This is a genomic window from Dyadobacter jejuensis (genome assembly GCF_003149085.1).
GTDB lineage: Bacteria > Bacteroidota > Bacteroidia > Cytophagales > Spirosomataceae > Dyadobacter > Dyadobacter jejuensis.
Map to the genome: position 1 here is coordinate 772,913 of NZ_QGDT01000001.1, position 22,766 is coordinate 795,678.

17 protein-coding genes are annotated in these 22,766 nt (G+C 46.4%); 6 read left to right on the forward strand and 11 right to left on the reverse strand.

The window, feature by feature from the left end; genetic code table 11:
* Positions 1-43: 43 nt before the first annotated feature.
* The 3 genes from CLV98_RS03155 to CLV98_RS03170 form a co-directional block, all read right to left on the reverse strand.
* A complete protein-coding gene (locus CLV98_RS03155; protein ID WP_109672684.1) occupies positions 44-1,048 on the reverse strand; it encodes a FecR family protein in 1,005 nt (334 codons plus the stop codon).
* A gap of 51 nt (positions 1,049-1,099) precedes the next feature.
* A complete protein-coding gene (locus tag CLV98_RS03160; protein ID WP_109672686.1) occupies positions 1,100-1,777 on the reverse strand; it encodes an RNA polymerase sigma-70 factor in 678 nt (225 codons plus the stop codon).
* A 164-nt stretch (positions 1,778-1,941) separates the two neighbouring features.
* Positions 1,942-2,868, reverse strand: coding sequence for a diacylglycerol/lipid kinase family protein (locus CLV98_RS03170; protein WP_109672690.1), 927 nt, complete (start codon positions 2,866-2,868; stop codon positions 1,942-1,944).
* Between the two features lie 87 nt (positions 2,869-2,955).
* Here CLV98_RS03170 and surE point away from each other — a divergent pair, with 87 nt between their 5' ends.
* The gene (gene surE / locus CLV98_RS03175; protein WP_109672692.1) at positions 2,956-3,699 is read left to right on the forward strand and encodes a 5'/3'-nucleotidase SurE; all 744 of its coding nucleotides are present in this window, start codon (positions 2,956-2,958) and stop codon (positions 3,697-3,699) included.
* A 30-nt stretch (positions 3,700-3,729) separates the two neighbouring features.
* On the opposite strand, the gene CLV98_RS03180 is transcribed toward surE, so the two are convergent.
* Together CLV98_RS03180 and CLV98_RS03185 are read right to left on the reverse strand one after the other, a co-directional pair.
* On the reverse strand, positions 3,730-4,638 hold the full coding sequence (locus tag CLV98_RS03180; RefSeq protein WP_109672694.1) for a beta-1,6-N-acetylglucosaminyltransferase: 909 nt from the start codon (positions 4,636-4,638) through the stop codon (positions 3,730-3,732).
* A 20-nt stretch (positions 4,639-4,658) separates the two neighbouring features.
* On the reverse strand, positions 4,659-5,621 hold the full coding sequence (locus tag CLV98_RS03185; protein WP_109672696.1) for a phytanoyl-CoA dioxygenase family protein: 963 nt from the start codon (positions 5,619-5,621) through the stop codon (positions 4,659-4,661).
* Between the two features lie 367 nt (positions 5,622-5,988).
* Between CLV98_RS03185 and CLV98_RS03190 the strand changes: the two genes are divergently transcribed.
* Positions 5,989-6,399 (forward strand): group III truncated hemoglobin, encoded by a 411-nt coding sequence (locus CLV98_RS03190; protein ID WP_109672697.1) that lies wholly within the window; start codon positions 5,989-5,991, stop codon positions 6,397-6,399.
* Between the two features lie 150 nt (positions 6,400-6,549).
* The gene (locus CLV98_RS03195) at positions 6,550-7,512 is read left to right on the forward strand and encodes an FAD:protein FMN transferase (RefSeq protein ID WP_229203177.1); all 963 of its coding nucleotides are present in this window, start codon (positions 6,550-6,552) and stop codon (positions 7,510-7,512) included.
* Positions 7,513-7,526: 14 nt separating this feature from the next.
* Here CLV98_RS03195 and CLV98_RS03200 read toward each other — a convergent pair whose 3' ends face one another.
* The 3 genes from CLV98_RS03200 to CLV98_RS03210 are packed head-to-tail and all read right to left on the reverse strand — an operon-like array spanning position 7,527 to position 11,706.
* Positions 7,527-9,722, reverse strand: coding sequence for a PepSY domain-containing protein (locus CLV98_RS03200; protein WP_109672701.1), 2,196 nt, complete (start codon positions 9,720-9,722; stop codon positions 7,527-7,529).
* A 12-nt stretch (positions 9,723-9,734) separates the two neighbouring features.
* Positions 9,735-10,226 carry a DUF2271 domain-containing protein gene (locus CLV98_RS03205; RefSeq protein ID WP_109672703.1) on the reverse strand — a complete coding sequence of 164 codons (492 nt, stop codon included), beginning with the start codon at positions 10,224-10,226 and terminating at the stop codon, positions 9,735-9,737.
* Between the two features lie 7 nt (positions 10,227-10,233).
* Entirely contained in the window at positions 10,234-11,706 is a 1,473-nt protein-coding gene (locus tag CLV98_RS03210) for an ankyrin repeat domain-containing protein (RefSeq protein WP_109672705.1), read from the reverse strand.
* A gap of 646 nt (positions 11,707-12,352) precedes the next feature.
* Here CLV98_RS03210 and CLV98_RS03215 point away from each other — a divergent pair.
* The 3 genes from CLV98_RS03215 (at position 12,353) to CLV98_RS03225 (ending at position 17,602) form a co-directional block, all read left to right on the forward strand.
* Positions 12,353-14,818, forward strand: coding sequence for a TonB-dependent receptor (locus CLV98_RS03215; protein WP_229203178.1), 2,466 nt, complete (start codon positions 12,353-12,355; stop codon positions 14,816-14,818).
* 11 nt (positions 14,819-14,829) lie between these two features.
* The gene (locus CLV98_RS03220; protein WP_109673056.1) at positions 14,830-16,170 is read left to right on the forward strand and encodes a DUF4374 domain-containing protein; all 1,341 of its coding nucleotides are present in this window, start codon (positions 14,830-14,832) and stop codon (positions 16,168-16,170) included.
* 1,141 nt (positions 16,171-17,311) lie between these two features.
* Positions 17,312-17,602: a GIY-YIG nuclease family protein gene (locus tag CLV98_RS03225; protein WP_109672707.1), complete on the forward strand. Its 291-nt coding sequence runs from the start codon at positions 17,312-17,314 to the stop codon at positions 17,600-17,602.
* A 548-nt stretch (positions 17,603-18,150) separates the two neighbouring features.
* On the opposite strand, the gene CLV98_RS03230 is transcribed toward CLV98_RS03225, so the two are convergent.
* The 3 genes from CLV98_RS03230 to CLV98_RS03240 all read right to left on the reverse strand — a co-directional run bounded on the left by CLV98_RS03230 (position 18,151) and on the right by CLV98_RS03240 (position 22,737).
* A complete protein-coding gene (locus CLV98_RS03230) occupies positions 18,151-19,239 on the reverse strand; it encodes a helix-turn-helix transcriptional regulator (RefSeq protein WP_109672709.1) in 1,089 nt (362 codons plus the stop codon).
* Between the two features lie 275 nt (positions 19,240-19,514).
* A complete protein-coding gene (gene katG, locus CLV98_RS03235) occupies positions 19,515-21,785 on the reverse strand; it encodes a catalase/peroxidase HPI (protein WP_109672711.1) in 2,271 nt (756 codons plus the stop codon).
* A gap of 373 nt (positions 21,786-22,158) precedes the next feature.
* The gene (locus CLV98_RS03240) at positions 22,159-22,737 is read right to left on the reverse strand and encodes a YdeI/OmpD-associated family protein (protein WP_109672713.1); all 579 of its coding nucleotides are present in this window, start codon (positions 22,735-22,737) and stop codon (positions 22,159-22,161) included.
* Positions 22,738-22,766 lie beyond the last annotated feature (29 nt).

Consider the following 22,766-nt stretch of genomic DNA (forward strand, 5'->3'; position numbering starts at 1 on the left):
TGCTAAGTGTTTAAATTAACTTAAGATGATTTATAATTAGGGTTTAGGGCTGTATGATGGTTATCGTATCTTGATTCTGACTATATTGAAGGTTAGCCGATTTGGTAAGGGCCAAGATCAGCTCTTCGGCGCTTTTGGCACGGTACGATCCGTAAAGTGAAAAGTTATGTAGTTCCTTCCCTTCAAATTTTAAGAAGATTCCATAATTGTCTTGAAACATATGGTTTAGCTCCTGTAGACTGGTGCCGTCGAAGGTGAATCGATTGTTGATCCAGTCGGTATAGTTCTGGTGAATATTGGTTTTCCTTTTTTCAATATGCCCATCCTGGCTCCTAGTCAACAGGTCGCCGGGGGTCATGAGAAGTTTCTTAACTTCTTTCTCTTGAAGGTATTCCAGTTGTATGCTTCCCTTGTTCAAGAGCACCTTATCACCCCGGCGCCGAGAGTTGACGGTAAACTCGGTGCCCAAAACGACAACCTTTAGGTCGTTGTCAGTTTTGACGATAAACTTCTCATCATTGGGACCATGGGTAACGGCAAAGTTGGCCTCTCCCCTAAGTACGACGTGTCGGTCCATGAAGCGAAACTTAAATCGTGGTATGAGCAGGGTCGTATTGGAGTTCATGACCACGCGGGTTCCATCGTCGAGGGTCAAGGTCCGAATATCGTTATAGGCCGTGTGGTAGGATCTGTACCATAGCTCTTCGCGGTACTGGGCGCCAAAAAGCGTGAGCAACGCCAACACTGCGGCTACGCCTAGCCAGGCTTTCCAGGTCGTTTTCGGAGCGGAGGGCGGCATAATCATTTCATCCGCTACCTCCTGCCTGTCATTAGGATGCGCAAGCATATGGGCGACATAGGCTTCTAGCTTTGGGGTCGGGTCGGGTAGGAATTGGGGGTTCTGACGCTCCCACTCCGCCAGCCATTCATAGTAAAGCTCCCGGTTGTGGGGATCCTTCAGCCATTCACTGATCATCCGCCTTTGGAGCGAACTGCTGTTGCCAGCGAAATGGAGTCGTAGTAGCGTTTTATTTATAGTTGGGTTCATGATTTGTTGATAACCGTATCAATGTTTTGTGGAATAGCGGGTACTTGTGAATCAGCTTAGGCAGAGAAGCAAGAAACATAACCAATAATCCCTAAGCGCATTTTTTAAAATACTTATGGCTTTAAACAAATGGTTCTCCACGGTTCGAACCGATAGGTTAAGTTCAGTAGCGATTTCTTTGGGTTTTTGACCCTCAAACCTACTTCTAACAAAAATTTCCTTGCATTTGGGAGGTAGGGCGTTGACGACCTGCTGTATTTTCCCTAATAATTCATCGATTTGAATCATGTCTTCGGCCGATTCGTCGGAAGGGTGTTCTTCCAAATCAAGACTGTTGATGGGCGTCTTTTGATGATGGGCAGAGGCCAAGTAATTATAGGATCTGTTCCGAACGGAACGGAACAAATAGGCGCGGTAGGAACTGTTGATAGCCTTATAGGACTGGCTGTTCCATAAGTTATAAAATATTTCACTTACGATGTCTTCGGCTACTTCTTTGGAGTACACGAATCGCACGGCATAGGAACACAGGGGAGAATAATACAACCTAAAGAGAAGCTCACAGCCTTGAGCGGGATTGACGTTGAAGATTCCTTTAACAAAGGATTCGTTGTTAACGGGTACCTCTTGCTCTTGTGGCTTGGTTTCTTCTGGCGTTTTCTTAGCACGGTACCTTAAGCCGTCTAAAGAACCTTCCTTGGAGTTTTCCTGTGTAATAAATGGAGCCATAATGCTTTTTTTGCGCTTTCCGTCCTTGAAAAGATTCGAGGATGTACTGGAAGGACAAAAGCAGGGCCAAGTTTACTCAGTCAAAATTGATTTTTTTTATATTTTTTTGACCTTATCGCTCATTGATAGGGTAAAAATCATGTTTATTCTAAAAAAGAATACCTTTATGCAGGGACTATAAAATCCAAAATGCCCTTTTGAATATGAATTTTAAGTTCAGAGAATTTTTGGAGTTTCAGGTATTGGTCATCTATATGGAGATGGGGGCTGTTATAAGCGATACGTACCCGATGTGCCTGTTTGAAAGGCGGATTCCACTGGGGCTCGTTACCTATTATTTTCGCTGCCAAGTATTTCAAAAGCTCTTTGCGGTGTTTGGCTTCGATCATGACTACTTCCAAGCAGCCATCTCCCGGGTCGGCATTGGGAGCCATCTGTAAATTAGACCCCATATAGGGCGTATTCATTACCTCGACCCATAGGTATTCACCAGAATGGTCCTCCCCGTCAATCTCCACATGGCATTCTTTGGGTTCGTAGGTTTCTGCGAGGCGGTGCAGTACTTTCAGAATATAACGAATCTCTTCTTTCGGTGTTTCATGGGTGGGGCGGTCCTCCGACGCCAATTCTTTCAGTAACTTGGGGAAAAGCCCAAAACCGAGACTTTCTAAGAAGAAAGCTGGGCGGTCTAAGCCTTCTACGAGGCCGATATCAAAACTCTTGACATCGCCCTTCCACCAATTGTCACTCAATTTCTTTAGACAATCGTTCAGTCCGAGGGTGAGAGCTATGTTATTGGCTGTACCCAGAGGGTGCAGGGCTATGGGGTATTTTTTCTCTATAAGCTTCCGATTCAAGAGTTCGGCGGTTACCTTCCTGACGGTGCCATCCCCCCCAGCCAACACGATGAAGTCGGCCTCTGAGTCGAGTTTTTGCCAATTTTTGTTGTTGGTCGATCGATAAACACAGGAAAAGCCTTGCTCCTCTAGGGTTTGGATGAGCCATTTTTTGGAGTGGTCCTCTGTACCCGCTCCAGGATTGTGGAAGATCTGAACGATAGCCATAGTCAAATTAATTTTTGGAATACTCATAAAAAAGCGTTCCAGATCGCTGGAGCCGTTGGTATGTGTTTTGTAGTGATAGAGGCTTACTATTTTTCACATAACTACTTTGATCGCATGAATATTCTAATTGCAAACGACGATGGTATATATAGTCCGGGTATCGCCGCTTTGGCTCGGGTTGCTACCCGCTTTGGCGAAGTACGGGTAGTGGCTCCCGATGTGGAGCAATCCTCTATGGGACATGCCATCACGGCCTCTAGGCCCTTGTCCTACAAGAAATCACCCATCGAATTTCCAGGAGCCGAGGCCTATAAGGTCAATGGTACCCCGGCCGATTGTGTAGCCTTAGGGACGCACCTTTGGAGCAAGACCGATCTGGTCCTTTCTGGAATTAATATGGGTCCTAACCTGGGGAATTCCATGTGGCACTCAGGCACACTTGCAGCGGCCAAGCAAGGGGCCCTACTCGGTATCAAATCCATTGCCTTTAGCACCTTTGCCGATAAGCAGGATCCCGACTTTGAGCACCTAGACCCCTTTGTAGAAAAGGTATTGGAGCAGTTGATTCATGATGGAGATGTGGGACTGTACAATGTGAACCTGCCTAGAACTCCCGTTGGGATGCAGTGGACGCGACAGTCGGTACGGTTGTATGATGGGCGAATAGAGCCTGGAATGGACCCTATGGGGCGAAAGCACTATTGGTTTACGGTAGTGCCTCTGGAGCCTGCTGAGGAGGGTACCGACCGATGGGCCGTAGAAAATGATCTGGTATCTATTACCCCACTAAGGCTCGACCTGACCGACGAAAGGGCATTGGCGATACAGGTACAAGCGGCCAAATGGCAACCGTCCTGATCGCTCAGGAGGGTTGCCGCTTCATAGGTTTTAGCTACAGTTCCGATCGAGGTAGTCCATGAGCTCCACGTTATGGCTCATGTCGAACTTCCTAGCCAGCAGGTCGCCTGAGCCAAGGATCAGGTCTAGGTCGCTCATGCCTAGTGGGACGGTGTAGAGCTCCGGAGCGCGTTTCCAATGGCAAAAGGTGAAATTCGTATTGATAATCTCTCCTCTGTCGGCCTCACTTCCCGAAAGTAAGATGGTTTGGAATATATGCTCTTCCGCAAGCGTAGTATAGCGGAAAAATCTGATCAGTTCGGGTTCGCGTTCCAGGGTGTCCAAAAGGTAATTAACTGCTTTTTTGGAAAGACGAACCCAGTTAGACCCGAAGAATATAGGCCTTTCACCGGGCAAGGTTCTGGGCAGGGGGAATTGACCGGAAAGAGCCAGGGCACCGTTTAAAAGCTTTTTGACTGGAGTAGGGGAGTCGTAAGGATACACTACTTTCTTATTGAAAGGCACGTATATATGATACTTGCGCATCCTTTCGGCTACATGGGCATCTGGCGTGTCGGCGACGGGTGTATAATGCATAAAGCTCGCCAATGGGTTGCCGGCCAAGAGGGTCAATATGGCTTCATTGGAACTTAAAAGGTAGTCCTGACCGCTGAGGATGACCAAATGGTCGTAGGCGTATCCACTACGGGCTATGCTACGTATGCCCTCAAGGTTACCTTCTACAAAGCCAAATCGCCCCCAGGCACCGCTCTTTCGATTCTGAACGAAATGGACCTGAGGCATATGCTCCAGTTCCCGTTGAAACGTCGCCAGGTCCACCTTTAAATCGACTTGAATCCAAAATTGGGCCTGTTTGGCGTCTAGCCTTTCTATTAATCTGCGTACCTGTTTGGAGTTTTTATGGACCATCAGTAAATAGGCCACTCGATAATTAATCATGAGTCGGATCGGGTTGTTGCCTATTTATTAATCAATCTGCGAGCCCATTGCCGTAAATTAGTAGGCAGTACTTTCCGCATGAGCCCTTCGGGAAGGTACATCTTATAAGAGTAACCCACATAATTGATGGGGGTGCCGAAATAAGTGCTCTTTACATCTTGGCCCGTAGTGATATCGGTTACCTTCTGAATCGAAATTCTTTCTAAGGCCATATCCGTTTTCATAGGACGGTAATAGGCACAGTTTTCAAAATAAAAATGGTTGACTTGTGTAAAGCGAGTGGAACCTTCCATAGAGATAGGCTCTCCTCCATGCAAGAGGTTGGCCGACCAAATAAGTGCTTGCCCCTTTTTGATGTTCAATATCTTTTTATTGAGATGCTTTTGAGCGACAAGCTGTTCAATAAAATCCTCGTACTTATGGTAATAGTTGGCTAACATATCTTCAATGGACACACTGGTAGAGCCCTTGAGCCCCAATATGGAAAGGTCGTAGAAGGGAAGGCGATGGCTACCAGGATAATAATGTAAGGGTCCATTGCCGTCGTGGACGTCCTCTAAGGCTACCCATACTCCGGCCAGGAAGCGCTCAGGAACGGAATTGAAATGAATCGAATCGCTATGCGTCCGTTGTTGGCTCCCCGTCGAAAAGTTGAGGGTTTGAAAAGGGATAGGACGGCGCTGGTACAGCAAGGATAATATTTCTAATACCCTAGGGGCCGTGGCTATCTTTTTAACAGCATCGTAATCCTTCCAGGCATCTTGGATTCTGTTGGTGTTACGCGATGCAAATATTGGCTTCAACTCTTCAACGGCCCGGTCCAATAGGTCAACGTCTAGCTCTGGGTCGATAATTAAGTAGCCGTTTTCTGAATAAAAACGGATCATTTCTCGGGTTTTATCGTCTAGATTGGCCCTGCTCAGTTCGGCTTCGAAAAAAGGGGATTCTACCCAGGGGGTTTGCATGTTCAATGGAGAGCTCATAGAGGCTTGGATAGGTTGGTAAGTATACGATTTTAAAGACCAAATTAATCGCTTCCGTCCGTATTTATGTTACCAGCAGGTTATCAATATTCGCCTTTTTATCTAACGGTTTTTTATTGATTTTTTTAGCTGAAAATGCACCTATTTTTATGTCAGGTAGCCTTTCAATTATTACGGATAATGGAGCTATGTAACTTTTTATATCTAGGTTAGGCGAAATAAGAGTATGCCCGTCAAAAATGGTTGGTTCCTCATTAGTAGGTACTAAGGACTAGAATGCCCCCTGTTTTAAAAAAAATAAAAGAGTAAAAAGTCTTTTATTTAAATGCCTTTGAAATATCTTTGTTGAAAGGAAAACAAAAAAGACATGGAACCATCAATAGAACGCAGACAAACGATAGAAGGACTGGCCGATATTAAGCTGTTAGTAGACACTTTTTATGGGAAGGTACGGCAAGATGCACTTTTGGCTCCTATATTTAACGAGCGAATAGGGGCCCATTGGCCCCAGCATTTAGAAAAGCTGTATAAATTTTGGCAGACGGTACTGTTGAAGGAGCATACCTATTTTGGGAGTCCTTTTACGCCACATGCCTTGTTGGAGATCGACCATACGCATTTTAGAAAATGGGTTGGTTTGTTTGTTGAGACCATCGATACACTCTTTGTAGGCGAGCGGGCCGAAGAGGCCAAGTGGAGAGCGCAAAAGATGGCCGAGATGTTTGAATACAAAAATGCCTACTACCGGAAAGAATCAGAAAAGCGGGTAGGTGGGTAATTCCTAATTTTGAATGGGCCAGCCTTGGCCGGGTATTGAATGGGTATGTTATGCCTATTTTTCTAAGTATTCGGTGCAATTGCTGGGTGGGTTGCCTATCTTCGGAGTTTTGTTGCCATTATGAAAAATGTTTTGACTTTCCTTTTCGCAATGATTATGCTGAGCTCCCAGGCTCAGGTGTTGCGCAAAAGAACCACGATGCTGATGGGTGGGCGCTTCGATATCACCCTGGTGGCTAAGGATGCCCGCACCGCCGAAATGCATATTGATACGGTGATCGCCGAGATCGCTCGTATAGAGCACCTGATTTCCGACTGGATACCCAGTTCTCAGGTCTCGACGGTCAATGCCCAGGCCGGTATAGCTCCCGTAAAAGTGGATTGGGAGCTGTTGTTGCTAGCCGAAAGGGCCCTAGAGCTATCTAGACTTAGCCACGGAGCCTTCGATATTAGTTTCGCTGCCATGGACCGTATTTGGAAGTTTGATGGCTCCATGACCTCCATGCCAACCCCCGAGGCCATCCGCAGGTCGGTAGAAAAGGTGGGGTATCGTCATATCCTGATTAGTCGGGAGGACAGCACCCTATATTTGGAAAGAAAGGGTATGAAGATAGGCTTTGGAGCGTTGGGTGAAGGCTATGCCGCCGACCGATGTAGGAGCATGATGCAGGAAAGAGGGATCCAGGCCGGGATTGTGAATGGCACTGGCGACATGAGTGCCTGGGGTAAGCAACCCGACGGGAGCGACTGGATGATCGGTATCAACGATCCGGCCGATAGCGGCCGGCTATTGGCTGTGGTCCCCTTGCGGCAAGGGGCTGTGGTGACCTCGGGGAGTTATGAAAAATTTGTAACTTTCAATGGTAAGCGATATGCCCATATTATAAATCCGGTTACCGGATACCCGGCCACAGGCCTCACTAGCGTTACGGTGTTTGGGCCGAGTGCCGAGCAGGCCAATGGGCTGAGTACTACGATGATGGTATTAGGAAAAAAGGAGGGATTAGAATTCCTCTCCAATTTTCCTGAATATAGCTGTCTGATGGTCGCCGACGATGGCAGCATGACGCACTCTCCCAATTTGGATCTAGCAGCATTTCAGATGAAGCCCTAATTCCCGGATGAAGGCTAGTAGCAATCCATTAAGATCTGCCCATGCGACTGGTAATAGCTGACAGACTTATGGAGTCGATGTTGGCAAATAGTCTCCAGCAGTTCCACTACGTCTTTTTGCATGTCCAAGGAGCCGCAGAGCATTATTACCCCTCCACCTTCCAGTGTTTCGATTACTAGTGATTCGTCGCGCTGCAACAGATCCTTTACATAGTACCGGTTATCTTCCCTTGAGCGGGCCAGTTGGAACCCACTGAGCTTACCCTGCTCTACATAATCCTCTACAGAGGCTCGATATAAGCTAAAGGAGGCATGATCGCGGAAACCGCAGTACAGATAAATATTAGTATCGGAAGTGCATTCATCTATCATTCCTAGGAAGGGAGCTATGCCCGTACCATTGGAGACCATCAACACTTGTTGGGCCTTTTGTGGAAAATGAAAATGAGGGTTTTCGTCTATTCGGGCCGTAATGCTGTCGCCTGGCTGCAGGGCATATAGATATTCCGAGCCTAGCCCACCAGGATGTAGCTTCACACTGAGCTGAACCTCCCCGGCCACTTTGCCTATGGAGTATTGGCGCTCTCGGTGGTCGTCGGCAGGATATACGCTGAGCAGGTCGCCGGAGCGGTAGGTGAGGCCATGTTGGGGACGAAGCCGAACTCGGAAAGCATCGTGGGTTTCGGATAGGGTGGTCCTTTCGGTGACCACCAAGGTATGTGGGCGATCCTGTCGGGTGGTCATCAGACTTGCCGGTAGCGTCAACGACACCGCGGCATGTTGGGCCCAGACGCCCGCCCAATGGCCAAACTCGTCGGGCGACTTATCATGGACCGTTTGAATTTCGACGAGTGGAACGGCCCATTCCTGGCGCGAAAGCAGGTGGTCTACTTCAAAGGCAAATTTACAAAAATCGGGATAGGCATGCGAGCCAAATCCTACCACCGAATAAGATACCGACTGAGCCTGCGGGTATTGGGCAAGCTTAGCTGCAAATTGTAAGGAGTTGGTAGGTGGGTTCCCCAGGCCATAGGTGGCCGTTAGCACTACGATATGCTTGGCTCTGGGGAAGGCTTGATAATTATTCAGCTCACTGACATACACTTTTTTGCCTTGCGCTATGAGTTGCTCCTGTATTGCATTGGCAAACCTGAAGGTGCTGCCATTCTCCGAACCCACCAACAGGATGTATTCGCTTTCGCGAGGGGTATGCTTATTGCGAACCCGACCAGCGCGGCGTTTAATGGTAATGGCAAACCCGGAATATATAAAAAACAGGATATTCCCAGAGGCCAAGGCGAGTAGTATCGCCCATAGGCTATTGGTTTTGCCGGTATGGAGGTCTAGGCTGAGTTCGGTCAGGATGACCGACATGGGGTAGCGTACTTCCGACAATACTTCCCCCGTCACTTGATTGACGTTCAGCTCCCGGTCCTTCAGTTTGAGCGTATAATAGTCTTCTACATCATCCGAAAAAGGAAAGTCGATCGACTGTAAGTCGGCCAAGGGAGTTTTAGTGAAGATCTCAAAAAGGGTAGGATCCAAGGCTGGTTCGTCCTGGATGGAGTCGTAGTCCACATCGGGTAGGATATACGCCGTGTCGATTAGCTGAAAGCGCGCCAGCGACAGGTAGGTCCCCGTTAGGGCTATAATACATATCGGTAGTAGCGACAGGCGCCCCCATACTACATGGTAATATTGCGCAAAATTTTCTCTAACGATGCTGGTAAAAAAACGCTTCCACCCCCGTTGGCGTTGTACCACTAGGGCCGCACCCGAAATGGTAATCAGTAGGAGTAAAAAGGAGGTGAGGCCAATGAAGAAACGACCGGTTTCGTGTAAAAATAGAGAACGGTGCAATGCCGTGACCCATTCGAAAAACTCTGATGGAGCCTCTGGCTCCCCCAATAGGGCTCCGGTTGTAGGGTTTACATAGGCCAACAGATTTTCTCCATCCTGGTCCATCCCTTTGATAAGTACAAACTGATTGGCATCTACCGAGAGGTTGCTTACCCCGGGATATTGCTTTCGGAGCTGGGGAATCACCTCGGCGAGGCTAATGTTTTCAAAAGATTCGGTACGATAGGGCTGTAGCTTTTCCTGGATGGGCTTAAAGGCTAATATGATCCCGGTGATCGATGCGAGGGTCAGCAATATAAAAGAAGATACAGCCAACGCCAAGTGGCTGTATCTCCAAATAGAAATAGTCATATATTGGGTGCGTTAGTTGGGGCTAAAGCGTACATAACGAATGTAGCCCGTACCCTCACTCTTTGCTGAGAGGCCTGCCGTGGTCAACGGGATTTCCAGATCAGCTGCATGATATTTATTGTCCTCTACAGCACTTTCAAAACGGAGCTTGTAGCCGGCATTAATTTTTGAAGTTTCGATATCCAAAACATTGACCGCCCTGTCGCCACCCGTTACTGAGGCTCCAGTAATGGCGCTGATATTGCTCGGTTTTTTGGATTGAAATTGATGCCATTTTTTAAGGGTGTTGTACCACTCCTTGTCGGGCCCCAACACATATAGGGTTTTTTCGTAGGCACCTTTCGGGTTGATCAACGAAATTACCACATAGGCACCTTCACCCATATAGTTGGTCATTTGGATCATGCACCTGTACTTGGAAGTCGCCTTTTGGGCCATGACGTCCGAAGGGCTGGCCCATAGGAGTGCCACTAGCAATAAGGCAGTTTTAAATAGGGAAGACATATACTATTTATTTCAGGAAATTAATATCAATTTTATTTTTTGCAAACGATTCGTTTTCAGAGGCCAAGTCGTAAGGCGTTTCGTCAAAGCCCGTCATGGCATCTTTTTTGGCTCCCTTGGCAATGAGGTATTTTAGCAGTGCATCGTCGGTAGATACCATAGCCGCTTTATGAAGAGCCGTCAGTCCTTGCTTATCCTTTGCATTTACGTCTATTTGGAAGGGCTCCAATAGTTTGACGAGCTCTAGGTCGTTTTTAGCTACTGCAAGGTGATAGAAGCTGCTGCCATTGGGCTGCTGCGCGTCTACCTTAAAGCCCTTATCTTGTAATACTTTAAGTTTGGCTTCAAAGGCGTCGGTGCTTCGGCTATTATAGGATTGTACCAAATAGTAGGCTAAGTTGTCACCATTATTGTCAGCTTTGTCGATGCTGGCGCCTTTGCCAATCAAAAGTGCTACCGCTTCAGCAGAGTTGCCTTTTGTAGCCATCATTAAAGCGGTTACGCCTTGGGCATTGGCCTGGTTGATATCCTTTACCTTCGGTAGTAATAGATTCAGCGTAGCTAGGTCGTCATTAGAGGCAGCGGCATTCATAAATACGGTGGTGCCGGTTTCGTCTGCCTGGTTAACATCTACCCCCTTCGATAGGAAATATTCAATGATATCGTTTTGGCCGGGTCTGCGGACAATGGTATGCAGCGCATTCTGACCATTTTTACCAATAAAGTCAGGCTTTACTCCCTGGCTTTCTAGGTATTGATATACGTCCAGTTTGTTGACACTACGACGAGACCCTTGGGCCGCCATGAGCATAGCCGTTCCGTTGGGTTTAATTCCCTTGGCCTGAAGTTTTTTTAGCAAGTCTATATTACCCGATCGTGCCGCATAACTAAAGGCGTTGGCACCACTGGCATCGGTACTCTTCAAATCGAGACCTTTGGAAATAAAATAATTGGTCAGTTTGAAGTCTTCGTCACTGGCTACCGCAATGAGTAAGGCATTGGCTCCGTTTTGGTTGAGGTCTTTTTTAAGATCGGCACCATTTGCCAGGCATAGTTCATATACTTTGGTATTGGTTTGTCCGCTGCCAGCAGCAAAATTCAACGCCGTAGAACCATGGCTATCCACCACATTATCTTTGGCTCCCTTGCCAATTAGGAACTCCATAATTTCTACATTTCCATGAAGGGCAGCCCAATGCAAATAGGTTCGGCTGTCATGAGTGATCTTATCCACTCCGTTTCCGGGTTGGTCGAGCAGATACTTGATGGTTTCGTTGGGGGCCGAAGAGTTGATGGCCAATACTACCGGATCGAAACTATTATTGTTAAATTGAGCCGGGTTACTTCCCTTTTCTATGGCGGCTTTTACTGCTGCAACATCGGGGCTACCTTTCCAAAAGGATGGTTCCAAGAGTAGGTTCTTCTGCGCATGGACAGAGAACCAAGAAAGGGTGCAAAGTGCAAATAAGAGTTTTCTCATATTTAATTAAGGCTTTGATAATATACTTTTAACACAACGGGGCTAATCCCCCTGAAGATGCTGCAAGTTAATAATAATTAGTCTAAATAGACCCAATTGCTGGTGTACCTATGGACAAATTTTATTTGAAGAAGGCGGCTCAAAATTACGGTTCAATACCTATTCTATGATGAATTAGATAAAAGTCTGTCTGTTGAAGTGCCAATATTTGGTAGTGTGATGGTCCACTATAAATAGGCTCCTTCCCATTGTGTGAGGCGCTTGGTTGGCGAAAGAAATTATTATTTCCCTTTACATATATAGGTGCAGTATGGTTTTCGGCCGATTTAGGAACTTCATGTGGCCGTGTCAGAGGTTTTTTGCGAGGAGGCTTTACTAAGTAGTACTAGTGGTTATGAGGGAGGTCGGGGACCTTTGGGATTGGCCAGGTGTTTGTGTTGGGGAGCTTTCGGGAAGGGGAGGCTATGTTTGATATTCTCCGCCTATCGTTACTAGAATTCCTTTTAGCGTCATTTTTCCCCAATGTAGCCTTTTATATTTGCCATTGTTATAATTAGTCTAAATAAGACTTGTCCCGTTCAAGGGTAACTCCTACTTCAAAGGAGAGCATAAGAAGATCATGTATTTAGTCAAAAAAATGGCCCATTTGAAATATACTTTACTCAGTACCGGATTATTCCTTTTTGTAAGCTTCTGCACCGTTGCACAACCCATGGCGCCTAAGCTGGCCACTATCAAAGGGAAGGTCAAGGACGAGAAGGGAGCCATTGTTAGCTTTGTTACCATTCGAGTTGGCGACACCAGCATTGCCACTTTCTCTGAAACGGATGGTACCTTTCAGCTCAAAGAGGTGCCCTATGGGGATCAAAACATCGAAATCAGTTCGATGGAAATAAAGTCGGAAACAATAAAGCTGCATGTCGACCGACCCAGCCACGAGCTAAACCTGGTGGTGGCCAAAACGGCCCTGGACCTTAATGAGGTGCAGATTGTTCAAAAAACTGAAAAAAAAGAACTGGAGACACAGGGCTTTGCTGTGGCCGTGATAGAAACCAAAGAGGCCTCTCTAAGAAATATTACGACCAACGAGCTGCTTAATAGGGCCGTAGGGGTACGGGTCCGTCAGAACGGCGGGGTCGGCTCCAATGTAGAGTATAACCTCAATGGTATGTCGGGGAGTGCCGTGGGGATGTTTTTGGATGGAATCGAAATATCAACTTACGGTTCTTCCTTCAACCTGAATAACATTCCACCTGCCATGATCGAACGGATAGAGGTGTACAAGGGCGTATTGCCGGCTCACCTTTCGGGCGATTATGTAGGAGGGGCTATCAATGTGGTTTTAAAAAAGGATGCTTCTCAAAATAATGTGTCTGGTTCGGTATCCTATGGTTCATTCAATACCTTTCAAGCGGATGTGTCGGGGATCTACCGGAACAAGAAAAACGGATTCACCACAAGGGCAGCGGGGTTTTATACCTATACCGACAATAGTTATACTACCTGGGGTAAGTTTTCCAAATTCGTACATCCCGACAGGACCTTAGAGCGCTATTATAAAGCAAAGCGGTTTAACAATACCTATAAGTCCATTGGTGGAAGGTTTGAGGTGGGGTTTACCAACGTAAACTGGGCGGATCTTTTCTTTGTAGGTTATAATATTTCCGATACCTACAGTGAAATACCCCACGGTACCACTATGGCCAGGCCGTATGTGGGTCGGTTTGGGGAGTACCAGGCCCATGTGGTAAGCTTAAATTACCAGAAGAAGGACTTTCTGACCAAGGGTTTGGCTCTTAATGTTAATGCGGTAAGGAGTTTTCGGAGTACCTATGTTCAGGATACGGTAGGGCAGGTGTACAACTGGGATGGAAACCCAAGGATGCTGATCAGAAATGGTCAGGTGATACCGGTACCCGCCATAGCTGGTATGGGCCAGCAAGGTGAGGCTTCTATTGTGGAGGTAAATCGTAAAATAACCAATATGCGGGCTAACTTGGGCTACACCATTGCGCCAGGTCATCGGTTATCGATCAACCATAAACTCGAAACGACGGATCGGGATGATAATGACTTACTCCTTCCGGTCAATAAGGATTTGGTGACCGTAAGTAAGGTAATGAATAATATTTTGGCGGCCAATTATGAGTCGCAACTCTTGAATAATAAGCTAAAAACGAATCTATTATTTAAGTACACCTTCAATAGTACGATCCAAACACGGCCCGAACTAATAGAGCAGGACGGTGTCAATATTGTGAATCGGGTTCAAAAAAAGACGGTCAACAACAACAAAGGCTATGGGGCTACGGTATCTTATAATATCATCCCTAAAATGTACCTCATAGGCTCCTTTCAAGACTCCTATGTGGTGGCTACCGAAAATCAGCTCTACGGTGATCCAGAAAACAATATCCTGGAGAGCCCTGATCTAATTCCTGAAAAGAATGTGAACTATAATATTGGCTTCCGCTATGGTACTCTGCAAAAAGGAAAGCATAAGCTCACTTTATACGGTAGTCTTTTTTGGAGAAATGGTTACGATAAGATTACCCTTCAGGCGGTGGAAGACGAAATTGTGCAGGGTCGAGAAAGCGATGCAGATATTCAAGTTACCAAATATGTCAATCTGGAAAGAACGCAATCCCGTGGCTTCGAAGGCGAGCTGATTTATGTTTACGACAACCGTTTGAATGTCTTGTTCAACTTATCAAAATTCAGCACGCTCTTTAAGCAACAGTATGATGCTAACGGTAAGCCCCACGACTTGTACGATCTGCAGCTTCCTAACGAACCGTTTTTTACCATGAATGGGAGTGCGCAGTACCGCTGGAAGGATGTGTTCCAAAAGAAATCTATTTTGAATATCTATTATAATACGGGTTTTGTAGCGCCTTTTCGCACCGTATGGATGGAGTCGGATTGGTTTACTACACCCACCCAGTTTTATCATGACCTGGGCGCTAGCTATAGGCTTCCCAATGGTAAGATGGTCGTGAGTGTCGATATAAAAAATATGCTGAACGCAGAGATTTATGACAATTTCGGCGTGCAGAAACCAGGGAGGAGTTTTTCAATTAAGTTAAATTATACAATTAGTAAATTTTTATAATGCAAATCAATATGAATAAGAACCTGTTAAAAGCGCTGATATTAGGGATAACCTTGTCCTTTGCAGGATGCAAGGAGGATGCTACCGATCCGGTAGATGGAGGCGAGGGTTCAGTAGATACCCGCGAGTTTATTTCATTGACGGCCTCTATTCCTGATGCTACAGGCACGGCCGGAAATGGTGGAACTATGGCCTATGCCATTACCCATGAGCAGGCGATAGACCCAAATTTTTCGGTGAATATTTATCAGGATGGATTTGGCTTACGGTCGGCGCGTACCGCTCGTGTACAGGCATCTGAAAATGGCCAGGAGTTATATAATATCCAATATACGGGCGAAGATGGGGGCGTTTTTAATAAATACATCGTCAATGGCGCCAGCAATTATTTGGATACCGGCAATGAACTAGACCTGTCCGATATTGTTGGGACTTCTCCACGTTGGACCAAAGCAGCCGAGAATATCGGAATTGGGGTTCACCTTACCGGAAGCACCACCGTTACCGAAGGCGAAGCTCCCAACCATGTTTTTAAATACACCAGGGGAACCGTTCGGATTGCGGTCATCGATTTGGAAAACGCCAGAGTACCTAACTCTACCGAATTTCCTTTCCCATTCCCGGCTGAGCTAGAAGCACAGGGCTATTCGGTGGGCCGTATCGACGTTCCTATTTTGAATGAAGATCAAACAAAAATCTTTATAGGTTGTAATGTGAGCAAAATCGATCCTACCAAGCTTTCCTACGACGAGAGTGGAGAACCTACTTGGGCGAGTGATACCGACAATAGAACGCTAGGGACGACTACCCTCGTTGTGGATTATCCCTCTTTGCAGAACCCCACCCTGATCTATTCTACCGTCTCTACCACCAACAACCATTCATACCGTACTATGACGCAACACTTAGGAACGGACGGTCATATTTACCAAGCTACCGCTACGGGTGGGAAGGATATTTTGCGCATAAGCAAAGGCACGAATGACTATGATAATAGCTATCATTTCGATTTAGATCAGGCACTAGGCCTTACAGGAACACGTATTCAGGCATTCAGATACATCGAAGATGGTATGGCCGTGGTATTATATAATATTGCCGGCAATGGAGGATATGTTGCCCTGATCGACCTAGATGCCAAAACGGCTACTAAAATTGTCAGCGATTACCAGGCTACCTTGAGCTTTCAGCAATATCAAAATATAGCTGTAAGTGGCGACTACGCCTATGTACCCCTTACTCCAGTGGGAGAGTCGGGAAGGTTGTATGTCATTAACTGGAAAACGAAAGAGGTTATCAAAGGAGCCGTCTTGACCGGACAAACTGGATCGAGCTATATCGGATCGTACTAAGCTAATTGAAGCCAAAGAAACGGAGGAAAGGATAGTCTTTTCTCCGTTTCTTCGTTTAAGAACAAATCGGAAGCGTCTAAGCAATGTCATGCAGTGCTCGGCGAAGCACAGTACAAACCATGTCATGCAGCGCCTGTCGAAGCATAGTCCATACAATGTAATGTTAAGCCCTTCGACAGGGCCCTGTCAAGCTCTGCATGATCAGGGTGACAATCTTGAACTTCATAGCATTGCCAAAACAATGTCATGCAGAGCCTGTCGAAGCACAGTCCATACGATGCAATGTCAAGCAATGTTCAGCCCTTCGACAGGGCCCTGTCAAGCTCTGCATGATCAGGGTGACAATCATGAGTTTTGAAGCACAGTCAAAACGATGTCATGCAGAGCCTGTCGAAGCATAGTCCATACAATGCAATGTCAAGCAAAGTTAAGCCCTTCGACGGGCCCTGTCAAGCTCTGCATGATCAGGGTGACAATCTTGAACTTCATAGCATTGCCAAAACGATGTCATGCAGAGCCTGTCGAAGCATAGTCCATACGATGTAATGTCAAGCAATGTTCAGCCCTTCGACGGGCCCTGTCAAGCTCTGCATGATCAGGGTGACAATCATGAGTTTTGAAGCACAGTCAAAATGATGCAATGTCATGCAGAGCCTGTCGAAGCATAGTCCATACGATGTACTGTCAAGCAATGTTCAGCCCTTCGACGGGGCTTTGTCAAGCTCTGCATGATCAGGGTGACAATCTTGAACTTCATAGCATTGCCAAAACGATGTCATGCAGAGCCTGTCGAAGCATAATCCATACAATGTATTGTTCAACCCTTCGACGGGCCCTGTCAAGCTCTGCATGATCAGGGTGATAATCTTGAACTTCATAGCATTGCCAAAACGATGTCATGCAGAGCCTGTCGAAGCATAATCCATACGATTCAATGTTAAGCCCTTCGACGGGTATGATAAAATCACATACCAGCTCATCGAACGCTACCACTACCCAATAAACAAATCATTATCAGACAAATACACTAAGTAAAAAGAAATATGGATGGTCAAATCGCAAGCAAGTTTCATTTCTAATTTTAATGTGACTTACAATAAAAAATGCGTAATTTCATATTCCACGACACCGTTCATATATCATGAAAAAGTATTATGTATATATCGTTAAATGCCATGATAGTAGTTATTATATTGGAGTTACTAACGATGTAGAAAGGAGAATGGATGAGCACAATGCGGGTAAGATTAAGACTGCATATACCTACTTTCGCAGGCCTGTAGTTTTGGTATTTGTTCAAGAATTCGCTGATATTACTCAAGCAATCGTTTTTGAAAAACAATTGAAAGGTTGGAGTAGAAAAAAGAAGGAAGCTATCATCTCTGATCAGTGGCACTTGCTCCCCGCACTATCTAAAAATAGAAATAAGTAGTAATGTTTTGAGTTAAACAACGTCTATGCAATGTCATGCAGAGCCTGTCGAAGCATAATCCATACAATGCAATGTTAAGCCCTTCGACGGGGCCCTGTCAAGCTCTGCATGATCAGGGTGACAGATGTGAATTTTTGAAACAACGTCTACGAAATGTCATGCAGAGCCTGTCGAAGCATAGTCAAAACGATGCAATGTCATGCAGAGCCTGTCGAAGCATAATCCATACAATGCAATGTTAAGCCCTTCGACGGGGCCCTGTCAAGCTTTGCATGATCAGGGTGACAATCTTGAACTTCATAGCATTGCCAAAACGATGTCATGCAGAGCCTGTCGAAGCATAGTCCATACGATGTAATGTCAAGCAATGTTCAGCCCTTCGACGGGCCCTGTCAAGCTCTGCATGATCAGGGTGACAATCTTGAAATTTGAAGCACAGTCAAAACGATGCAATGTTAAGCCCTTCGAGGGGCTTAGGGTGGCATGTTTAATTAGATATTAATCAATTAGTTACGAAGTTTATCAATGCTAGCTTACTGCCTAGAGCCCTACAAGAGCGTAACCACCCCGGAGTCACCACATGCTGCCGCCAGCGCTTCCAACGATTCCAGGGCCTGAAAGAAATATAGGAGGCTCAGCCTAATCTTATTGGGCAGGTAACCAAAGTGTTTCTTAAAAGCCGCCGTAAAATGGGTGGCATGCTTATAGCCCACCATCTGAGCGACTTCCGAAATTTTGTTTTCTTCTTTGCATAGTAATTCCCGAGCATGTTGCATGCGGTATTTGTGTTGATATCCGAAAACGGTATCTCCAAAAATTAGCTTAAATTGTTTCTTTAAGTTAAACTCATTGGTGCCTACTTGCCGTGCCAAGTCCTTTAATGAAATGGGGGTTTCTAGGTTGCCAATAAGTATCTCCCGGGCATGCTTCATTTTTTTGAGGTCAGTTTCCTGGAGCGGGTCGCTTTGGGTTGGGGGAGGGCATTGCTCGAACTGGTCGAGCTGGAGGGCTATTAGTTCGATGACCTTGGCCTTTAGGAACATACCTTTTTGTTGGCCCTTGCAGTCGTGGTGCAATATATCAAAAAGCACCGAGAGGGTTCGTGGAGTGAGTGGCAAGTGCCGCTGACATAAGAAAGCAGGGCTGTTAGACTGATTCGCACTTTCAAACCGTGCTTGTAGCTTATGCCCTCTGGCCAGGTTGCGGAATAAAAAGTCGGTGCTGATATGAATAGAAAAAGCTTCATTATCCTCTTCAGGTTGCCACTCCACATACCAATTTTTTTTAGGGAGCAGGAGCATATTCTGCTGGTGCGTTTCGAACCGCACGAAGGGCTCTCGCTCGTTTTCGTGACGGTAAGACATAGGGGAGCCCAAACTAAAAAACATTTGGATATGAGACTGGAGCGGTATGACCGCCAAGGGTTTTTGCGAAGGGGAGTGAAACTTCCCATACCAAATATAAATGTCCTCCATTATAAACTCCTTACCCCATCCGATGCGCAGGTCATCCTTATATTCAATATCGTTTTCGATCACTTCATGCTCCTGAAAATTGCCAAAATCTGGAAACTTCCATGAGGCGATCTGGATATCTCGTGCAATTTTATCTCCCTCCATTTGCTCGTAATTTGCCATCCTTTTGGATATTTTTCCATCATCAATAAAAGGACCCTAATATTTAGGCTAACATAATTAGACTAAATACAAACAATAATACAAAGAAGCTTTCAGAATATCCTAATTTATACAAATAGTTACATGGAAGTGTATAAAAGTTTTATTTCTTGCGGCTCTTTGATACTGAGAAGGCTCCTCGTCATTCAGATGGCCTAAGGGAGCTTGCTGGGGCATCAGCAAAAATGGGTGCCCTCGTAAAGGCACCCATTCGCACTGCTATTATACACTTCGGATTACTTGAGGTCGAAGCGGTCCAGATTCATTACTTTATTCCACGCGGCCACAAAGTCTTTTACAAATTTGCCTTGTGCATCGGCACTACCATATACTTCGGCCACTGCCCTTAGCTCGGAGTTAGACCCAAATACGAGGTCGGCTCTGGTGGCCGTCCATTTGGGCTGTCCATTGGCGCGGTCGCTGCCCAAATACAGCTTTCTGTCGTCGGACAGGGCTTTCCATGAAGTATTCATATCAAGCAGATTCACGAAGAAGTCGTTGGTAAGCTGTCCAGGTCTTGCCGTGAAAACACCATATTTCGACCCATCATAATTGGTATCCAAAGCCCGCATTCCACCGATAAGTACGGTCAGTTCGGGGGCAGTCAGGGTGAGAAGATGCGCTCTGTCGATCAATAGCGCCTCAGTAGGTACCGAGAAGCTGGTTTTTTGGTAGTTCCTGAAACCGTCCGCAGCAGGCTCCAAAAATGCCATGGATTCTACATCGGTTTGTTCCTGAGTCGCATCCATGCGTCCTGGGGTAAAGGGTACTACTATGGAGTGTCCGGCATCTTGAGCCGCTTTTTCTACTCCCGCACATCCGGCAAGCACGATCAGATCGGCCATAGAGACCTTTTTACCACCGGCTTGGTTAAAAGTTTGTTGAATGCCCTCCAGTACTCCCAATACTTTTTGAAGTTGGGCAGGGTTGTTGACAGCCCAGTCTTTTTGAGGAGACAAGCGAATGCGAGCACCATTGGCGCCTCCACGCTTGTCGGAACCACGGAAGGTGCTGGCCGAAGCCCAGGCCGTAGATACCAATTCAGATACACTAAGGCCCGATGCCAGTATTTTAGCCTTCAGATCGGCTATATCATGGTCTTCTACCAGGGCATGGTCTACTGCTGGAATAGGATCTTGCCATAATAACACTTCTTGGGGGACGTCGGGGCCTAGGTAACGGGCACGGGGACCCATGTCGCGGTGGGTAAGCTTAAACCAAGCCCTGGCGAAGGCATCCGCAAATTCGTCGGGGTTTTCAAAAAAACGTCTCGATATCTTTTCATACGCAGGATCGAACTTCAAGGCCAAGTCGGTGGTCAGCATGCTAGGGGCATGTTTTTTGTCGCCGTCATAAGCATCAGGAATAATGGCTCCCGCATTTTTTGCTACCCATTGGTGGGCTCCAGCCGGACTTTTGGTGAGTTCCCAGTCGTAGGCGAATAGGTTTTCGAAGAAATTATTGCTCCACTGGGTGGGGGTAGTCGTCCAGATTACCTCCAGTCCACTGGTGATGGTGTCGGCACCTTTACCAGTACCGTAGCTGTTGCTCCAGCCCAGGCCTTGCATGTCAACGTCGGCCGCTTCGGGTTCTTTCCCTACGTGGTCGGCGGGGGCAGCACCGTGGGTTTTTCCAAAGCTATGCCCACCGGCTATCAGGGCTACTGTCTCTTCATCGTTCATGGCCATACGTCCAAAGGTATCGCGGATGTCCTTTGCCGCAGCAACTGGATCCGGATTTCCGTCTGGTCCCTCCGGATTCACATAGATAAGCCCCATCTGAACCGCGGCAAGCGGGTTTTCCAGATTACGCGTGTGGATGGATCCGTCGGCGTCATCGTCGGAAACGAGTACTCCATGTGTTTTGGGGGCTCCTTCCGATCCATGCGCATAGCGAAGGTCACCACCCAGCCAGGTGGTCTCGTTACCCCAATATACATCCTCATCGGGCTCCCATACGTCGGCACGGCCTCCCGCGAAGCCAAAGGTTTTGAAACCCATCGACTCTAGAGCCACATTTCCGGTTAATATCAATAAATCGGCCCATGAAAGGTTGCGGCCATATTTTTGCTTGATAGGCCATAATAACCTACGCGCCTTGTCTAAGCTTACGTTGTCGGGCCAGCTGTTCAATGGGGCAAAACGCTGCTGCCCCGAACCCGCTCCTCCCCGGCCATCGCCTACGCGGTAGGTACCGGCACTATGCCAGGCCATGCGCACGAATAAGGGGCCGTAATGTCCAAAGTCGGCAGGCCACCAGTCCTGTGAGTCGGTCATAAGGGCATGAAGATCCCTTTTAACGGCTTCCAGGTCTAGACTTTTAAAGGCTTCCGCATAGTCGAAATCACCTTCCATCGGGTCGGATAGTGAGGAATGTTGACGAAGGATGTTTACCTTCAAATGATTGGGCCACCAGTCCTGATTTCTGGTGCCGCCACCGCCTACATTTTGCTGCATGCTGCCGTTATGAAAAGGACATTTACTGAGGTCTGCTGATTCTTTTTCCATGTTGATTATTTTTTCTTTAAAAAACTTAATATCCGTTCTCCTGATGAATTATTCTATGTCGTAAAAATAGCAGGTCTTTAGTTATAATAAAAATCGATTGATTCTATAATTCAATAGTTAAAATCTATACATGTCATTTGGTATTGATCTATAGATCGGGGTTATCTATGTTTATTGGCGGCTTATAGGGCTTTTTTTGCTGACCTACTTTTTCTTTAACTCAGGAGCACCTAATTCTAAGGCAAAATGACGTTTTTTGTCGAGAAAAACGATTTTTTTAGTAATTTTTATAATCTTATCGAGAATATTTATGGTGCTGGCAGAGGTGGTTCAGTAGGATAGGCTACTTGTAAAAACGCTTCGTTGTTCAGTTCTAGTCGTTGAGTCCCTTGCCGTCCATGATTTTGCTAAGGTTTTTTTCAATTCGTGCCTCCCGAGTTTTGGATTGTTTGGGCTGAGAGAAATGCAGTAGATAGGCGCGTTGGCGTCCGGGAGTCAGGGCCCCAAAGGCGGCCTGCAGGTCGGGTAGCTCATCGAGCTTTCTTTGAAACTCTTCGGGAACGGAATATTCGCGGGTGGTTTTCATGGGGACTTTTAGTCCTGCTTTTTCAATTTCAAGGGCTTCGAAGATATAGGCTTTAAGTATGGGCGCTCTGGTAATTACCTCTTGAAGTCCGGTGAAGCGCATCTGTCGGGCGGCTTGAACGTTTTCAGATTGTTGTATCAATATCCCCTCTGCGTCAGCAATGAGTGCCCCTTTAAAAAACAGGACGGCACAGTATTCCTTGAAAACATGGATTAATACCACGTTCTGCTTCTGGTAAATGTAACAGGGGCACCCCCATTTCACCTCTTCCGATAGTCCACAGTCGAGCACTACCTGCCTTAACATTCCTATCTCCTGGGTCCAAGGACCGGCTTTTTCAAAATAAAAATCAGCTTTTGGGTTCATCCTATTTTTTGGGTTTATGTTAAAGGGAA

Excerpts from the sequence above, each read along its gene's own strand:
- CLV98_RS03155 (WP_109672684.1), bottom strand. The coding sequence starts at position 1,048 with ATGAACCCAACTATAAATAAAACGCTACTACGACTCCATTTCGCTGGC.
- CLV98_RS03160 (WP_109672686.1), bottom strand. The coding sequence starts at position 1,777 with ATGGCTCCATTTATTACACAGGAAAACTCCAAGGAAGGTTCTTTAGAC.
- CLV98_RS03170 (WP_109672690.1), bottom strand. The coding sequence starts at position 2,868 with ATGAGTATTCCAAAAATTAATTTGACTATGGCTATCGTTCAGATCTTC.
- surE (WP_109672692.1), top strand. The coding sequence starts at position 2,956 with ATGAATATTCTAATTGCAAACGACGATGGTATATATAGTCCGGGTATC.
- CLV98_RS03180 (WP_109672694.1), bottom strand. The coding sequence starts at position 4,638 with ATGATTAATTATCGAGTGGCCTATTTACTGATGGTCCATAAAAACTCC.
- CLV98_RS03185 (WP_109672696.1), bottom strand. The coding sequence starts at position 5,621 with ATGAGCTCTCCATTGAACATGCAAACCCCCTGGGTAGAATCCCCTTTT.
- CLV98_RS03190 (WP_109672697.1), top strand. The coding sequence starts at position 5,989 with ATGGAACCATCAATAGAACGCAGACAAACGATAGAAGGACTGGCCGAT.
- CLV98_RS03195 (WP_229203177.1), top strand. The coding sequence starts at position 6,550 with ATGATTATGCTGAGCTCCCAGGCTCAGGTGTTGCGCAAAAGAACCACG.
- CLV98_RS03200 (WP_109672701.1), bottom strand. The coding sequence starts at position 9,722 with ATGACTATTTCTATTTGGAGATACAGCCACTTGGCGTTGGCTGTATCT.
- CLV98_RS03205 (WP_109672703.1), bottom strand. The coding sequence starts at position 10,226 with ATGTCTTCCCTATTTAAAACTGCCTTATTGCTAGTGGCACTCCTATGG.
- CLV98_RS03210 (WP_109672705.1), bottom strand. The coding sequence starts at position 11,706 with ATGAGAAAACTCTTATTTGCACTTTGCACCCTTTCTTGGTTCTCTGTC.
- CLV98_RS03220 (WP_109673056.1), top strand. The coding sequence starts at position 14,830 with ATGAATAAGAACCTGTTAAAAGCGCTGATATTAGGGATAACCTTGTCC.
- CLV98_RS03225 (WP_109672707.1), top strand. The coding sequence starts at position 17,312 with ATGAAAAAGTATTATGTATATATCGTTAAATGCCATGATAGTAGTTAT.
- CLV98_RS03230 (WP_109672709.1), bottom strand. The coding sequence starts at position 19,239 with ATGGCAAATTACGAGCAAATGGAGGGAGATAAAATTGCACGAGATATC.
- katG (WP_109672711.1), bottom strand. The coding sequence starts at position 21,785 with ATGGAAAAAGAATCAGCAGACCTCAGTAAATGTCCTTTTCATAACGGC.
- CLV98_RS03240 (WP_109672713.1), bottom strand. The coding sequence starts at position 22,737 with ATGAACCCAAAAGCTGATTTTTATTTTGAAAAAGCCGGTCCTTGGACC.